The following is a 16368-nucleotide window of genomic DNA, read 5'->3' as shown; positions in this document are numbered from 1 at the left end:
CTTGCGGGGAGGGGGTTGGGGGTGGGGTTCTTGTACCTCATAACATCGGGAAGTGCTGTATTAGCCGTAACGCACCGAGGCATCAGGTATGTTACAGCTAGATAATATTTGGTTGGGAGTTTGAGAGATTAATGATTAGCCGTAACGCACCGAGGCATCAGGTATATTATGTTATAATTAAAACATCTCACTACTAATGACACCGTTACCCTTTTAATATCTCTACAGTACCCTTGTATCCATCAATGCGGACTTCTTGACCATCCTGGAGTATATATGTAGCATTATATACGTCTATGACAGCAGGAATACCGTATTCACGGGCAATAATTGCCCCGTGGGAAAGTTTACCACCTGCTTCAGCAATTAACCCCCCAGCTTGAACTAGAACAGGGACCCAACCGGAATCTGTATAAGGAACAACAAGGATAGTGTTTTTATCAATATCATGGACTGCTTGTAAAGTTCGTAATATTTTTACTCGGCCTTGAATTTGTCCAAGACTTGCAGGAATACCCAACAAAATATTATCAGCGGGATTAATGACAGGAGTGATAGGTTGAGGCGGGTTATAACCGTAAACAACGGGAGGAATTTGGAGAATTTGACTATCTTGGAGAAATTGCGATCGCCTGTGTGCTATTAATTCTAACAGATGATTTCTAACCGCTACATCTGGATGAATTACTAAGTGGCGAATTTCATCTAATTCCAAAAAGAAGATATCTCCTGGCTGTAATAGCACCCTAGACTGAAGCCAAATCTCTTCCAAGGCCAAAAATGTCCAGCGTAATTCAGCCAACAAGCGGGAATAAACTTCTGTTACCCTACCTTTAAGATCAACTCGTCTTTGGACTAAGTTTTGCTGTTGGGAACGGGAATCATCTAAATCTGGGATTTGGTCGGCTTTAATTAACTGCACAAACAATTGTCTAACTGGTTGGGGATTTTCTCGCCAAGTGGGAACGGAAATATCTGTACCTACTTCGCTTAAATAACCATAATCCTGAATTAATTCGTCAAATGCAAATAAAATCCTTTCTCCAGCGGTTGTTTTTGCCAATTGCTCAAATATCTTTTCTGGTTCACAATTATAGTCAATATCATCATCATCTAAGATTTGTTTAGCATCGGCGGCTAGTAAACTCATAGCTCTTAACGATGCTACCTCTGGGGTGACACTGTTATCAATTTTTTCGGCTTTGATACCGAAAAGGGATTGACGGATAGCTGCACTCAAAGGGGCCAAAATGCTGTAGTAAGTACCTTGGCGGAGTAAATCAAGAATCAAGTCTATTCTAGATAATAACTGATCTAGTGATAACTCAGTAATGACAATGTTGGATAATTCTATTAATGCTGGAATAAAAACTTGACGATAATCCGATTTAAAGTCTTTTTCTAAATCAAGTTCCCGTTTGAGTAATCTTGTCAATCCAGGTAAATTAGTCCAAGTGGAATTTAGAGGGGGTTTAGTCATGGTTGCACCTCTAGTTAAAAAGTCGAGACTTTCTGGAGGCAATCCCATGGCTAAAAAGATTTCTCCTAACAAAGAAGCATTAAAATAAGCTCTAGAGTAGTGTAGCGTGGCCGTTTGAGTGAAATCTAGGCTTTTAGCCTGTTCACCTAAAACGATAGTAAAAATTTCTCCCCACACACCACAGGTTAAAGGAGAATTAATAGACCAGGTTAAAGGATGAATGACTCCAGGAATCACTTCTGCGGCGATTTTTCTTGTCCAAATTGGTAAGAGTGTGGTGATAGGTCTTGACTGTAATACCCACAGGTTTTGACCATCATAACTCCATTCTATATCTTGGGGAATACCTAAATAACGTCTTTCTAAACGACGGGCTAAATATGCAACTTGTTTAATTAATGCCTGGGGTATTTTACCATTTCCATCAAATTGCAGACAGGATAACTTGTCATCACCAGCAATTACTACTTGATATTGTTCTGGTGTGACTTTTCCTGAGACAATTTGAGTAGGACTACCGGATACAGCTTCGATAACTACGGCTTCACCTTGTTGAGAAATAGGATCTCGACTGAAGGCCACGCCAGAGAATACGCTTTGAACTTGTTGTTGAATGAGTACCCCCATGGCCGCCTCTTTTGCACTGCGGTGACGACGATATTCGACGGCACTGGGGTGATGATAAGAAGCTTGGACTTGGGTGATGGCTTGTCTAAGTTCTTCTTTGCTGGTAACGTTTAGGATTGTTTCATACTGTCCTGCGGCAGAGGCCTGTTGTGAGTCTTCACCAATAGCGGAAGAACGGACTACCAAGGGTGAAAGTTGGGACGGTTGCAGAAAATTAATTAAATTGGTAGGATCATCATCAGGAGCTAATACCCAACCTTTAGGAACTGAATAACCCCAACGTTTAATTTGCGATAATGTAGCGGCTTTAGCTCCCACCACTTCCCCATCTAATTCTTCCTCTAGGGTGATGATACTATCCTGATTATTGCTTAAATATTGCATCATTTCCAGGGATTGTGGAGATGCCCCTTTGACGGGAAGGTCAAGGTCGTCGGGAATTTGGCTATAAATCCAGTAAATTAACCCCGATAAGGCAAAGGCGGCAATAATTCTGGATAATTCCTCTGAATGGAGGATACCCACAAATAGGGGGAACATTACCAATACCCCTAGTTTAATTGTTTCTTGAGAACGAGTGATCAAAAAACCAATAGCTGCAAGTAAGCCGACTAACACAGTTACTGACAGATCATGTACCAGTAATCCCCAGAAGACGTTTGTTGTTCCCGCGCCTTTGGTTGTGACGTATCTACCAACAACTAAGCCAATTAAAGCAAGAATTTCCCAGACTGGTTGTGAAGGGAAAAAATAGTGGGCAATTGTGACAGCAAAAATCCCTTTAGTAGCTTCCGAGACTACTGACAAAATTCCCGCTAATTTTCCACCATGATAAAAGGCTGCTGCAACGCTAATATTTCCTGTACCGACATTAGCTAACCACTTTCTACTCACGGCATAAGTAATCCAGGAAATTAGTGGTATTGTCCCTAACAGTGGACAAACAATTAAAATAATTAAGATACCCCAAAAATTAATCATTATTTTCTGATCTAAAATTTAAAATTTGATGACACACTCCAAGTTTGTTATTAACAAAAATGAATATTTATTTATATGATATAGGAAACAAAAGAGCAAATAGAAGTCTTGCCCTCTTGTCTCCTAAAGATTATGCAAAGAATCTAAGCTATTGCATAAGCGAAGTTAAGCGCCCAAAGGATCAGGGCGACAATTGATCCTAAAAGTATCACGGTGGAGATTGTAATCAGTTTAGGCGAATCTGCACCTTCAAATTTCATGATTCCGCGATTTAAGTCGGACATTGTTTTTAAGCCTCCTTGACTGTAGGGCTAGTCTGTCCGTTATGATTTTAGTCTTTCTGTTGGCAAATAATGTTAAATTCTTCTTATATTTTCCTTGAGCTTGACAACAATTAACAAAGAACAGGGAAAAAGGTCAGCATAAAAACTTCAATTTAGCCAATAAGTAAAATGACAATTGATGATGATCAGTCCATGGGACGAGAAATTGGTAAAATTAGTTCCTTTGATTATCAAATTAAAGCCCGTTATTATCTGAGTTATCTTGTTAAAGCCAAATAAAAAAGTTGTTAAGGGAGTATAGATAACCGACTTGTTGAAAAAGCCGGATATCGGAGTATGAAATATTATATTTTCTGAGGTTAATTTTCCCTAATCCAAAGTGCTAAACCACCTCCACGTCCACGGGCAGCGATTATATCTTCAGTGACTAAAAAGAAAGCAAAAAAGGGTAATTTAGCTATAGGTTGATCATAAAAATCTTCACCTTCAAGCTGACCAAAACGAATTTGTTTATTAATAAACATCCAACTAAATGAACTAATTTGTAGTTGGATAAAATCAAAAGCCAATAAATTCTTTTTTCCTAAGTATTTTGTTAGTCCTGTTAATTTCAATAAAATTGCTCCCAATTGTATTTGATTAGCAATTTCTCCTCTTCCTAAAGCCCCTTCTTTGCTAGGATTAAAGCACAGCAGAATTTTTATAAATTTCGGCATATACCAACCCTTACCTAAAATAATTCCGCCCCGGTTTCTGACTTTTTTAGTACCAGTAGCAAAACAAAGTCGCCATTTACCGTTGAGAGACTCAAAGGGATAATTTAACTTTTGCACCTTGGTTGTTTTTTCTGCTTCTAGCAGCGCATTTACGACTATTTCAGCCGGGGGAACTTGATTTCCTTCTCGATAAGCAGCAGCAGCACGGGATAAGGTATTCATGAAATCAGAGGTAGAGTTAGATATTAAATTAGTTGTCATACAAGTATTGTTGATGTCAGTATTGCTATATTTTTTCATAAAGTAACTGAATTGTAACGTTGATTCAATTATCTTTTTGATCAGATGACAATGATTGTATGATTTGATCTAAAATTTTAGTAAGGAATAGTTTAATAAATCACATACAGGCTGAATGAGGTGAAATAATGGATACTAAAAAACTCCCGAATTAATATAAATCAGGAGAGAGGAATTTCCCAGAGATAAATCTAGACTAAGTTAAGTTAAATGATGTTGATTTCCGAAAAATAAGCTGCATAAATTTATTTTCCAGGTGCGAAATTGAATCATTATTGTGGGTAAGAGATAAAAATCTAGTTCATTTATTTAACAATTTTCATAAAAAGCAGAAGATATTTTTAAAAAAAGTAAAATGTCCGCAAAAGCGGACACTTTTAGGGCTTCTGTCACTTTTATTGGCTACAATCATGTCTGGAACATGATGTTTTTATTGTTGATGATCAGAATCAAAAAATCAAGTCTTTTTCAGATATAAAGTAGACATAATTAAGGGAATTATATCTGGAAAATTATAGTATTTCCCTTCTTTTGTCAAGTAGAGAAATAGGGAAGTTCACCGCTGAAAAAACATTATTCCTCAAAGTTATAGCGGCGTGAAGTATAAACCCAAACATTATTATCCTGTTGAATTTGTTGAGTATGGGAAGAACCAATAATAATGACAGTTCCCATATCTGCTAATGTTGGTTCTAACTCTTCTAGAGTAATAATTTTAACTTCTTCTCCCTTTCTCCCCAGATTTTTTCCTAATACTACTGGTGTATGAGGTTTTCTGTGTGCTAATAAAATCTTTTTCGCGGCCTCTAGTTGCCAAGTTCGTTTTTTTGATACAGGATTATAGAAAGCAATCACAAAATCACTTACCGCCGCAGCGTTGATTCTTTCGGCGATAATTTCCCAAGGCTTTAAAATATCAGATAGGGAAATTACGCAAAAGTCATGTCCTAAAGGCGCACCAATACGGGCGGCTGCGGCTTGCATAGCGGAAATACCAGGGGCGACTTGAATATCAATTGTTTGCCATTCTGGTTTATTATATTGTCCTAAAACCTCAAAAACGGCCGCCGCCATTGCGTAAATACCGGGGTCGCCAGAGGAAATAACAGCTACATATTTTCCCTCTGCGGCTAGGTCTAGCGCCTGATAAGCCCTTTCTGCTTCTACTCGATTATCTGATTCATGGACGCGCTTCCCAACAGCCAGGGACGCAATTAAATTAATATAAGTTTTATAACCTACTAAATCCGTAGCTAAATGCAGAATTTCCCTTACCTGTGGTGACATCCATTGAAATGCACCAGGACCAGTACCAATAATAGCTAATTTTCCCTGGTTTTGTCCTGTTGTGGCGGGGTTGATAATTTGGCTGGAAATGGCCACGGCAATAGAAGAAGATGGAGATGATATAATTTGACCATCTGTACCTGTGGCGGCTAAGGCTAGGGCTGAAGCGGAGGAGAGTTGGTTTTCCCGAAAAAACCGGATAGGAACGTTTAAAGCCTTAGCTGTAGCATGGAGTTGGGAATTATTGGCCAGGTGAAGAGGTGCAAATATGCCAGCGACGGCAACAGGTGCTAAGTTAGATTCTGTGAGTATTTGCTGAATTTGAGTAATTGTATCTGGTTCTGGGTTGGTGAGAGCGATCGCTAAGGTCGCAGGATGATAAACTAAACAATTACAGTCATATTTATCCAAATATTCGGTAATTTTAATCTTTAACTGGCCGTTTTCATCAATAGGTAAATTACTCTCCCTCAACCAAGGCGCTGTTCCCACTAACTTGACTTTTTCCCCGGCCAATAGGTCAGCAATAAATTTTTTCCCCTGTTCTGGGTTAGCTAAATGATATCCCACAGGGGGAGACAACAAAGCGGTATGAAACCGGATATCCCCTGTGGTGGTAATTGCTGGTTTAATATTCAGCAATTCCCCAATTTGACGCGCCAAATCATTGACACCACTCAGTCCACCTAAAAGCGGTACTACAGCACTTCCATCTTCTGCGACAGCTAAAAGAGGTGGTTCTTGTCCTTTATCATTTAAAATAGGTGAAATTGTTCTAATGAGAATCCCAGCCGCACAAACACCAATTACTGGCGTACCAGCAGCGAACAATTCCCGCACAGTTTCGCCAAAGTCGGTAAAACTAACATCAGTATCATGAGTACGACTAGCTAAACCGTATAATTTCGCGGTTGCAAAGATATTAGTAATTTTCCGCCCCACGATAACGCTATTTTGACTTAAAACTATAACCGCAGGGACTACTCTTGTATTCATGTATTTGACGAAACTAAGCTATTGAGAATTTAAACGGGATAGAAATGGGTAATTAACCGCAGATGAAGGCAGATAAATACGTTAGTGGGGTAGGAAATGCTATAATCATCAGTGATTAAGAGTTATCAATTCCCAATTTCCTACAATTTATTTTTGGTAGGGATGATAATCATGGAAAAATAGGGAACTTCTAAAGGGTTAACTGCATCTAAAGGTAATATACGTTGTTGCGTACTTGTAGCGCGTTCAATGTATCTAGCCCGTGAAGCTAGTCCTAATTCATGGAGAAGATTCCTAATTTTAGAAAAATGACGACCAAGTTTCATAATGGCCGCTGCGTCAGTGGCTAGAAGTTGGCTAGTTAGTATTTCTATTGGTAATGGCGCAGGTAAAACGGTAAGAACATCATTATAATAGGTAAATGGCAAACCTAAAGCCACAGGACAAGCCATAAGTGAGGAAACTCCGGGAACAACTTCTGTTTTGTATTTATCAGCTAATCGAGTAAATAAATACATAAATGAACCGTAAAAAAACGGATCTCCTTCACAGAGAACCACCACGTCTCGACCTGCGGCTAAATGGTCAGCAATGGGTTGAATTTCTTGGTCGTAGATAGATTTGGCATTTTCTGGTTCTAAGGCGCGAGGAAGATGAAATAATACCTCAATCTGATGATTATCCAGGTAGGGGGAAACAATCTTTCTGGCGATACTTTCTTTATCTACCGCTGACTGATAAGCGACAACGGGGACAGAACGGAGGATACGTAAGGCTTTTAAGGTAATAAGTTCTGGGTCTCCAGGTCCGACACCAATTCCATAAAGACGACCTCCAGAGTTAGCCATTACTCTTCCTCACTTGCTAAAGCGTTAACAGCAGCCGCAGCGATCGCACTTCCGCCCCGTCTTCCATGTAAAGTTAAGAATGGTACATTGCGGCTATCTGCGGACAATGCGGCTTTTGACTCAACCGCACCCACAAAACCGACGGGAAAACCCAATATTAACGCCGGTTTAGGAACTCCTTCGTCTAGCATTTCCAATAGCCTAAATAGTGCTGTAGGTGCATTTCCAATTACCACTATTGCCCCTTCTATATGAAAGCGCCATAATTCTAAGGCAGATGCTGATCTTGTATTTTTTAATCTTTTAGCCAGTTGTGGTACTTCTGGATCATTTAGGGTACAGATCACCCTATTATTTTTGGGTAGTCTTTTTCTTGTTATCCCTTCGGCTACCATGTGAGAATCGCACAAAATCGGTGCGCCGTCAATTAAGGCTTTTCTCCCGGCTTCTACCGCTGTAGAAGAATATCCTAAGTCTTTGACAATATCCGTCATTCCACAGGCATGAATCAGCCGAACGGTAATTTTAGCTACATCATCTGGTAATACATGGAGATTGGACTCTGAGCGAATAATTTCAAAGGATTTAGTGTATATTTCGTTAGCATCACGGATGTAATCAAACATGGTATTTTAAAACTGTAACTGTTGAATTTGGACTGGATTTGCTAAATAATTGGTTTAATTGGTGTTTTTGACGGTCAATAAACTGCCTGAAGGATTCCTGTAAACTTAGACGTTGTTGCTGATACACTTCTAATATTTGCTGAATTAGAATTGGAACTTTAGCTAAAGTCACATATTCATGGAGCAAATGACCAAGAACATAAATTTGATAACCCGGAAAATTTTCACCGGTAACACCAAGTAAGGTAATATCAGCTTGGGTATGTTGAGCGCAAGATTTACTGCACCCACTAAAATGGATATTAACCGAACAATCTAAAATCATAAGATTTTCTAGGTATTTTGCCAAGTCTAAAGCATCATCTTTCGTTTCTGTGGCCGCAGCAGCACAACCTCGTTTCCCAGAACAAGCTACTAAAAAACTTTTGATGTCCGTTGGTGAATAGTTTAAACCCAAGTTGGTAATTTCTTTCTCAACTGCTATGATTTGATTTTGGGGAATGTCGCTTAATATTAAGTTTTGCCAAGGTGTTAACCTGATATTATCATCACCATATCTTTTCGCAAGATTAGCTAAACCTCTAATTTGATAGGTTTCTAGTCTTCCTAGAGGTAAAACAATACCAATGTAATATAACCCGCTTTGTTTTTGGCTATGAATGCCTATAAGATTTTTCTCTCGCAAAGACGCAGAGGCGGAAAGATAAGTTTTTTCAAGATTAAATGTGTTTGGATCTAATTTTTCTTTGACTTGGTGCAGATATTTTTCGATGGTGATGTGATTGATGATTTCTCGTAAACGTGGTTGACGACTGTTTTTAATGTCTATGTGTTTGAGATAAGTTTCTGCTAATGCTCCTAAAACTGCTATTGTTTCTACCGATTTAATTAAAATTCCCGTGTCTTTGGCTGGTTCTCTTTTTTCTCCATAACTGAGATATAATCGCCAATGGATATTGCTGTTAGTGATTTCTGCTGCTAAGATGATATCATTGGGGCGGTCTTTTACGGAAATTTTGCCTCCACCATCAAAACACACACTAAATTTCGCTGATAATTGGGAAAGATGAGAATGTGCTGTAATATATTTTTCCCAAGCTTTAACTAGGGGACGAGTATCTATTAGTTCTTGAGTATCAATACCCGCTGTAGGACTGGTCATAATATTGCGGATATGGTCTACACTAGCATTAGTAGAAGCTAAACCTAGTGCTTGTAATTTTTCCAGAACTTGAATATTTATCTCTTGTTTAATTTCTCTAATTTGGATATTAGCGCGGTTAGTAACATCAATATAGCCCCCACCATAATGATCAGAAATATCCGCTATGGCCTCAAATTGTTGAGAATTAATCATTCCCCCTGGTATTCTCAGACGACAGAGAAAACCATCTTGGGCTAATGTATTGTAAAATAACCCTGGACAAGCAGTCAATGGAAATTGCAAAATCGTGACTCCTTCTCTGTGTGACGCAGAGACAGAAATTGAGTAGATACCCTAGAATTGGCATTCTGACTTACCCAACTTTAGACTTGAGATTTTTAGTCAAATCCAAAATTGCTTTACAGTTGCGGCACAGTCCCGGAATTACACCGAAGTTTCCCAACCCTAAGTTTTAGCATTGTACCACAAAATCATATTTTATGGTATTGTCAATGAATTATGTTTCGCGCAAAGTCGCAAAGGAGCAGAGACGCAAAGGTAAGAGTTTAAACCCACATTTCGCAAATTCTTGATATTTTTGGTTTTATTGATTAATTTTATCCATACCTTGTCCATTTTTTGTAGGTCGGGTTAAGCAACAGCGCAACCCGACGCATTTGTTGGGTTATGGCTTCGCCACACTTCGTGAACGTACCTCAACCCAACCTACAAATCAAAACTTTTTTCAATTTGGACAAGGTATTGTTTATTACTACCGTTATTTCATTATAAACAATGAATTTAACAGAATATTTTTGTAGAACTTTCTGGAGCAAAATTTCTCCAAATATTGATAAATACACGAAATATTAAGTGATTTAAAAAATATTGTCTACTTTATATGATATTTCTATTAGAATAGTTAAATTAATTTCCATGACAATACCTCCTAAAATTATCACATTTAGGAGGCTGTCTTAGAAGATAAAATTAATTTCTTTACGCCAGGGTCGTAACTCGGTCAAACGAGACATAGGACGTTCTGGAGTCCACACCATCAAAAATAACAAAAATTATAATATTTGTCAATGCCTGAATCTAAACTAACAGAGGATGACCTAAAAGATATTTTACTGGCTTTTTCGGAAGCTCGCATGAAACCATATCTCAATGCGACCAATAACAGTTATAGTAATGCGATCAGAATATACCAAATCAATACTAAACTTTGTGAGGCACTGTATCCCAGTTTACATACTTTAGAAATTAGCCTTCGTAACCAAATAAACACTGTATTATCAGTCAAATATGATAATGATTGGTTTACTAACGGAAAGATTCAGTTAGAAAAATATGAACAAGAGACAATTAATACTGCTTTTAAGAAGTGCAATAATAATTTAAATAACTTAGTTCCTGAACTGAATTTTGGATTTTGGAAAAGCTTAATCCAAAAGGGATTTTATCAAAATACAATATGGAATCCTTGTAGCAAACAAATATTTAAATATGCTAAAAAATCTGAGAGAAATATAAATAGTATAAAATTGAAAATAAAAAATATACATAACTTACGTAACCGTACTTTCCATCATGAGCCTATTTGGAATTACCTAAACATTGACATTGTACATAGTGACATTCATTTTTTTATTAATTGGATTAATCCAAAAATTGGCAATTGGTTAAGAGAATATGATCGCTTTCCAGAAATATATGAAATTACATCAAACCAGCTTGATTTCATAAAAGTTTATCCAAATAAGAAGTTTTTATAAGATAGTTTTAGTGTGAACATAAAAGATGTTTATTAGCAGCAAAAAACCTAAGATTATAAATTTACATCGAACTCAGGTTGTAGGTAGTATTTATTTAGAATCACCAATATTGAGGGCAGAGTGCTTTGCTACCCTTTTCTTGTAAACTTGTCATTTTTATCCTTTCTCTAAATTTGCGAGCCTCGTCTTTACCATTTTTAGACTCTTCTCTACAAGACAAAATACTTTTATCCAATTCAAAGCACAACTTTACAACAAAACAAACAAAATATATATTTACCTCAAAAATTATGCAAAAATGGTTATCAATTATCGGTATCGGTGAAGATGGTTTAGCAGGGTTAAGTCCCCTAGCTGTTTCTTTTTTGAATAAGGCTAAAATCATCTTTGGTGGGGAACGTCATCTTTCCATGTTACCCCCTGACGACCACCGGGAAAAAATTCCCTGGAAATCACCTTTTCAAACTTCCATAAGCGACATTATCAGTCGTCGTGGCCAAGCAGTTTGTATTTTAGCTAGTGGCGACCCTCTATGCTATGGTGTGGGTACAAATATTCTTAAAGATATTAATATTTCGGAAATTACAATTATTCCTGCACCTTCGGCTTTTAGTCTAGCTTGTTCTCGACTAGGATGGTCTTTAACGGAGGTGGAAACTTTAAGTTTATGTGGTCGTCCGCTTTCTCTAGTCCAATGTTACATTTATCCCGGTGCAAAATTATTAATTTTGAGTGAGGGAAAACATACTCCCGCTAATGTGGCTGAAATTTTGACAAGTCGCGGTTATGGTAATAGTCAAATTACCGTTTTAGAAAAAATGGGTAATATTAACGAGAATCTTATAACAGATATCGCTACTAATTGGCAAGAAAAAAATATCGCCCCTTTAAATACTATTGCGGTGGAATGTATTGCTGATAAGGGAATAGTTGGTTTATCGAGATTTCCCGGTTTACCTGATAGTGCTTTTCATCATGATGGACAATTGACAAAAAGAGAAGTCCGAGCGGTGACTTTATCGAGTTTAGCACCTTTACCGGGAGAGTTGCTTTGGGATGTGGGCGCTGGTTGTGGTTCTATTTCTATAGAGTGGCTGCGAAGTGATAGGAGATGTCGAGCGATCGCTATTGAACAAAATGCCTCTAGAATAAATTATATTGCTGATAATGCGGCTGCTTTGGGAACACCAAATTTACAAATTATTGCGGGTAAAAGTACGGAAGTTATAGAAAATTTACCTCCACCCAACGCGATTTTTATTGGTGGTGGTGTGACAGAACCAAAAATCCTAGAAAATTCCTGGAATGCGTTACTTCCTGGGGGGAGAATGGTCGTTAATGTTGTCACATTAGAGGGTGAACTAATTTTATATCAATGGTATGAAAAAGTAGGAGGAAATTTTACCCGGATTGCGATTCAACGCGCTGAACCTATTGGGTCAAGATTTTTGGGTTGGAAAGCAATGTCCCCTGTTACCCAATGGATAGGAATCAAAAATTAAGAAAAATTAATCTGTATTTATTCATCCGCGTTTATCTGCGTTTATCTGCGTTTAATAATTATATAATTCATTCCCATACAGAGTATGGGAAAGAGAAAAAAGCAAGTATTTAGTTTTCTTTAGCCGTTAATAAATCACCTGGAGAAAAAGCACCATTTTCTGTAATAATCGCTGTAATTAAATCCGCAGGTGTGACATCAAAAGCCGGGTTATAAAATTCTACTCCTGGAGGGGTGAGAATAGTTTCACCTATTTGATATATTTCCCCTGGGTGACGTTCTTCAATGGGAATTTGACTACCATTAGCTATTTGAAAATCTATGGTGGATAAAGGTGCAGCGACAAAGAAAGGGATATGATGGGATTTGGCGACAATAGCTAAACTGTAAGTTCCGATTTTATTAGCAGTGTCACCATTAGCAGCTATTCTATCAGCGCCTACAACTACAGCATCTATTAAACCTTGTTTCATGCAGTGGGCGGCCATATTATCGGTAATTACTGTGACTGGAATCCCTTCTTGTACACATTCCCAAGCGGTGAGTTTTGCCCCTTGCAAGCGAGGACGGGTTTCATCTGCAAATACTCTAGCTAAACGTCCTTGTTTCCAAGCGGAACGGACTACACCTAAAGCTGTGCCATATCCGGCCGTGGCTAAAGCACCTGCGTTACAATGGGTGAGGATAATTAGTTTTTCCGGGGTTTGTGGTAACGCGCCTAGACCATGATCGCCTATAGCTTGACAAGTTTGTAAGTCTTCGGCATTGATATTTTTAGCTGTTTCTAAAAGAGTTTGCTGAATTTCTGCAACTGTTCCCAAAGTTTCATAAGCCGTTTGCATCATTCTACCAATTGCCCAAAATAAATTTACCGCAGTGGGACGGGTAGAACGCAATAAATTGGCCACTTTCTCTAGTTTAGCTAAAAACTCCTGGCGATCGCTGGTTTCAATTTCTCTAGCCCCTAAATACATTCCATAAGCAGCAGCCACTCCAATTGCTGGCGCACCTCTAACAATCATAGTGGTAATAGCTTCGGCCATATCTTGACTGCGGTGAATTTCCACCACTGTATATTCATTAGGTAAGCGAGTTTGATCAATCAGTGATACTGAATTATTATGCCAAGTAACGGGATAAACCATGTTATCAGTTGTTGGTTGTAGGGGTTTAGTTAGGTGGACATTTAACCATATCTACACAGGTAAAATTTACCTGAGTGGGTTGTAAAGTCTGAATTTTTATCACCAGGGCTTCTAGAATCTTATGTATTATGCCAGTTGCGCGTCGTCCTTATATAACAATCCTTAATCATTATTAAAATTTATCGCCTATTACCTATTGCCTTTTCTACAAATTAAGTTAAAAAAGAAAGATGAAAATTACCAAAAAAATCAACTATTGGCTGGAAACCCACGCTTGTGCGCCTGCTTATAGCGGTTGGGTGTTAGTGGGAATCTCTATATGTTATTTAGGTGCGGGTATTAATACCATGGCTGGCTGGCTGTATGTTATCAGTGGAGTCAGTTTCGCGCTTTTGGCAATATCAGCTTTTATGTCTGTGCGATCGCTTGTGGGTATAATTGTTAAACGTCGTCCTATTGCACCAGTAACCGCTGGTGATGATCTAAAAATTGAGATCGAAGTTCATAATCATAGACAACAACCAGTAAGTTTATTACAAGTCAGGGACATAATCCCTTATGTTTTAGGTCAGCCAGTCCAGCAAAGTATTGAAGTTATTCAACCACAGGATAGTTACCGCTGGATATATTATCTTCCTACCCAACAGCGGGGGGTTTACCGCTGGCACAGAGTAGAATTAGCAACAGGTGCGCCTTGGGGTTTATTTTGGTGTCGTCGTCAGCGACAATGTGAAGCTATGGCAATAGTTTATCCTACCGTCTTATCCCTCAACAATTGCCCTTTAATTGATGAAATCGGACAAGACGATAGCCACCGGGGAGATCCTCGTGGTAAACCATTACAAACTGCTACAACGGGATTAGTGCGATCGCTACGTCCTTATCGCCTTGGTGATCCGACCCGGTTAATTCATTGGCGGACTAGCGCCCGTTATGGAGAATTACGAGTGCGGGAATTGGAAGTTATTACTGCTGGACAGGAAATTATTATTGCCATAGATAGTTCCGGCCAATGGGAACAGGAGTTATTTGAACAAGCGGTAATTACTGCTGCTTCTTTATATTTCTATGCCCATAAACAAAAACTGCAAGTGCAACTCTGGACAGCAGCTACAGGTTTAATTAAAGGAGATATTCCAGTTCTGGAAACCTTAGCAGCCACCAACCCCCTGGAAAAAAACAGCATACCACCAGATCATAGTCCCTTAATTTGGCTGACACAAAACTCCTTGACCACATCCTCTTTACCCTTTGGTAGTCGTTGGGTACTCTGGCAAAATCCAGACTCACTCGCAGAAACCGTCATTAATCGAGAATATCCTGGTATTATTATCCAAAACGAACAAGAACTACAACCTCAATTACAAAAAGCTCTGAGTTTGTTTGAAAGTGATTTCTCTGACTGACCGTGATGTACAATGCAAAGAAACATGAAAATTTATCAGCAATGACTACACCAGAAGTAAATTTAAAATCTAGCGATAAAAACCTAGAAGCAATGCGGAATTTTTCCGAACAATACGCCAAACGGACGGGAACATTCTTCTGTTCTGAACTTTCCGTTACCGCAGTTGTTATTGAAGGGCTGGCCAAGCACAAAGACGACCTGGGAGCGCCTTTGTGTCCCTGTCGCCATTATGAGGATAAAGAGGCCGAAGTTAACGCCGCTTTTTGGAACTGTCCCTGCGTACCCATGCGTGAACGTAAAGAATGTCACTGTATGCTGTTTCTCACCCCTGATAATGATTTTGTCGGTGATAAACAAGAAATATCCATGGAAACTATTAAAGAAGTTCGGGATAGTATGGGATGAATGAAACTATGCCTGATGAGTTTTGGCATGGTATAGAACAGTTCAATGCGGGAGAGTTCTATGCTTGTCATGACATTCTAGAAGCAATCTGGATCGATAGTCTCGAACCAGATAAAACTTTTTATCAAGGTATTCTCCAAATCGCTGTAGGACTCTATCATCTAGGTAATTCTAACCGACGAGGAGCGATGATCCTTTTGGGAGAAGGTAGTAATCGTCTTAGACGTTATTTACCTAGCTACGGCGGTATTAATGTAGAAAAATTATTTACCCAAAGTCTAGATTTATTAACAATAATACAACAGGAAAGTCTAGAACCATTGGCAAATACTGAATTGGTAGAAAATCAAATTTGGCTTTTACCCAGCATTTCTCTGAGTCATGATTAGCGTCTAAACTATGATTTGTATTGAGTTTAATAACTTAATCCTTTAATCATCTCCTGTAGGGTGCGTCTTCAACAATTCGGTAATGGTAATAATTAACAAAATTTTGGCATTTGACGCACCTAAGCAATATACCATTTGCCGTCAATTAATGTCTAAACCATGACTTATATAAGTATGATTTAATAGTTTTTTGTAAGTACATAGATACAGCAATTTCCGATGTTATGAGGTCCAGATATTACAGATATTAATGATAAAAATCTTGTGGTGCGGGCATCTTGCCCGCTAGAATTGTACCTCATTGAGATCAAATTCACTGGATGTAAAAATCAATAACCTAGTAACAATTAACTAACAAATTATTTATTGCCAGTTTTGATCAGACATTTTCAAAGGGAAACTAAAATTTAAAACCACCGTCCGTTTTTGCTATAGAACTCATATTTGATTTTT

12 protein-coding genes and 1 riboswitch are annotated in these 16368 nt (G+C 38.3%); of the genes, 5 read left to right on the top strand and 7 right to left on the bottom strand.

Annotated elements, in window-relative coordinates; all coding sequences use genetic code 11:
• Positions 1 to 205: 205 nt before the first annotated feature.
• From ACIR131C_RS0119570 to cobG, 6 genes are all read right to left on the bottom strand, one after another.
• Positions 206 to 3088, bottom strand: a complete 2883-nt coding sequence (locus tag ACIR131C_RS0119570) for a glycerol-3-phosphate acyltransferase (protein WP_028091532.1) — start codon at positions 3086 to 3088, stop codon at positions 206 to 208.
• 643 nt (positions 3089 to 3731) lie between these two features.
• Complete coding sequence (locus ACIR131C_RS0119560) at positions 3732 to 4349, bottom strand: hypothetical protein (protein ID WP_028091531.1); 618 nt, start codon at positions 4347 to 4349, stop codon at positions 3732 to 3734.
• A gap of 612 nt (positions 4350 to 4961) precedes the next feature.
• On the bottom strand, positions 4962 to 6671 hold the full coding sequence (gene cobJ / locus ACIR131C_RS0119555; protein WP_028091530.1) for a precorrin-3B C(17)-methyltransferase: 1710 nt from the start codon (positions 6669 to 6671) through the stop codon (positions 4962 to 4964).
• 140 nt (positions 6672 to 6811) lie between these two features.
• Positions 6812 to 7519, bottom strand: a complete 708-nt coding sequence (locus ACIR131C_RS0119550) for a precorrin-2 C(20)-methyltransferase (RefSeq protein WP_028091529.1) — start codon at positions 7517 to 7519, stop codon at positions 6812 to 6814.
• Entirely contained in the window at positions 7519 to 8145 is a 627-nt protein-coding gene (locus ACIR131C_RS0119545; RefSeq protein WP_028091528.1) for a precorrin-8X methylmutase, read from the bottom strand. Before ACIR131C_RS0119545 ends, ACIR131C_RS0119550 begins: the two co-directional genes overlap by 1 nt.
• Positions 8138 to 9592, bottom strand: coding sequence for a precorrin-3B synthase (gene cobG, locus ACIR131C_RS23535; protein WP_051347638.1), 1455 nt, complete (start codon positions 9590 to 9592; stop codon positions 8138 to 8140). The genes ACIR131C_RS0119545 and cobG overlap by 8 nt, the downstream gene beginning before the upstream one ends.
• Positions 9593 to 9642: 50 nt before the next feature.
• A riboswitch (adenosylcobalamin-variant (AdoCbl-variant) riboswitch) is annotated at positions 9643 to 9766 on the bottom strand.
• 611 nt (positions 9767 to 10377) lie between these two features.
• Here cobG and ACIR131C_RS0119535 point away from each other — a divergent pair.
• Positions 10378 to 11067: an Abi family protein gene (locus ACIR131C_RS0119535; protein ID WP_028091527.1), complete on the top strand. Its 690-nt coding sequence runs from the start codon at positions 10378 to 10380 to the stop codon at positions 11065 to 11067.
• Between the two features lie 290 nt (positions 11068 to 11357).
• Positions 11358 to 12569 carry a bifunctional cobalt-precorrin-7 (C(5))-methyltransferase/cobalt-precorrin-6B (C(15))-methyltransferase gene (locus ACIR131C_RS0119530; protein WP_035372578.1) on the top strand — a complete coding sequence of 404 codons (1212 nt, stop codon included), beginning with the start codon at positions 11358 to 11360 and terminating at the stop codon, positions 12567 to 12569.
• Between the two features lie 109 nt (positions 12570 to 12678).
• Here ACIR131C_RS0119530 and mtnA read toward each other — a convergent pair whose 3' ends face one another.
• Positions 12679 to 13713, bottom strand: a complete 1035-nt coding sequence (gene mtnA, locus ACIR131C_RS0119525) for an S-methyl-5-thioribose-1-phosphate isomerase (protein WP_028091525.1) — start codon at positions 13711 to 13713, stop codon at positions 12679 to 12681.
• 230 nt (positions 13714 to 13943) lie between these two features.
• Between mtnA and ACIR131C_RS0119520 the strand changes: the two genes are divergently transcribed.
• From ACIR131C_RS0119520 to ACIR131C_RS0119510, 3 genes are read left to right on the top strand one after another with little or no spacing between them, the layout of a single operon-like run.
• The gene (locus ACIR131C_RS0119520; protein ID WP_028091524.1) at positions 13944 to 15119 is read left to right on the top strand and encodes a DUF58 domain-containing protein; all 1176 of its coding nucleotides are present in this window, start codon (positions 13944 to 13946) and stop codon (positions 15117 to 15119) included.
• A gap of 41 nt (positions 15120 to 15160) precedes the next feature.
• A complete protein-coding gene (locus ACIR131C_RS0119515; RefSeq protein ID WP_028091523.1) occupies positions 15161 to 15526 on the top strand; it encodes a ferredoxin thioredoxin reductase catalytic beta subunit in 366 nt (121 codons plus the stop codon).
• A complete protein-coding gene (locus ACIR131C_RS0119510; RefSeq protein ID WP_028091522.1) occupies positions 15523 to 15915 on the top strand; it encodes a DUF309 domain-containing protein in 393 nt (130 codons plus the stop codon). Before ACIR131C_RS0119515 ends, ACIR131C_RS0119510 begins: the two co-directional genes overlap by 4 nt.
• Positions 15916 to 16368 lie beyond the last annotated feature (453 nt).

This window comes from Dolichospermum circinale AWQC131C (genome assembly GCF_000426905.1).
Taxonomy (GTDB): Bacteria; Cyanobacteriota; Cyanobacteriia; order Cyanobacteriales; family Nostocaceae; genus Dolichospermum; species Dolichospermum circinale.
Note: the sequence above shows the minus strand (reverse complement) of the source record. Positions and strands in the feature narration are given on the sequence as shown.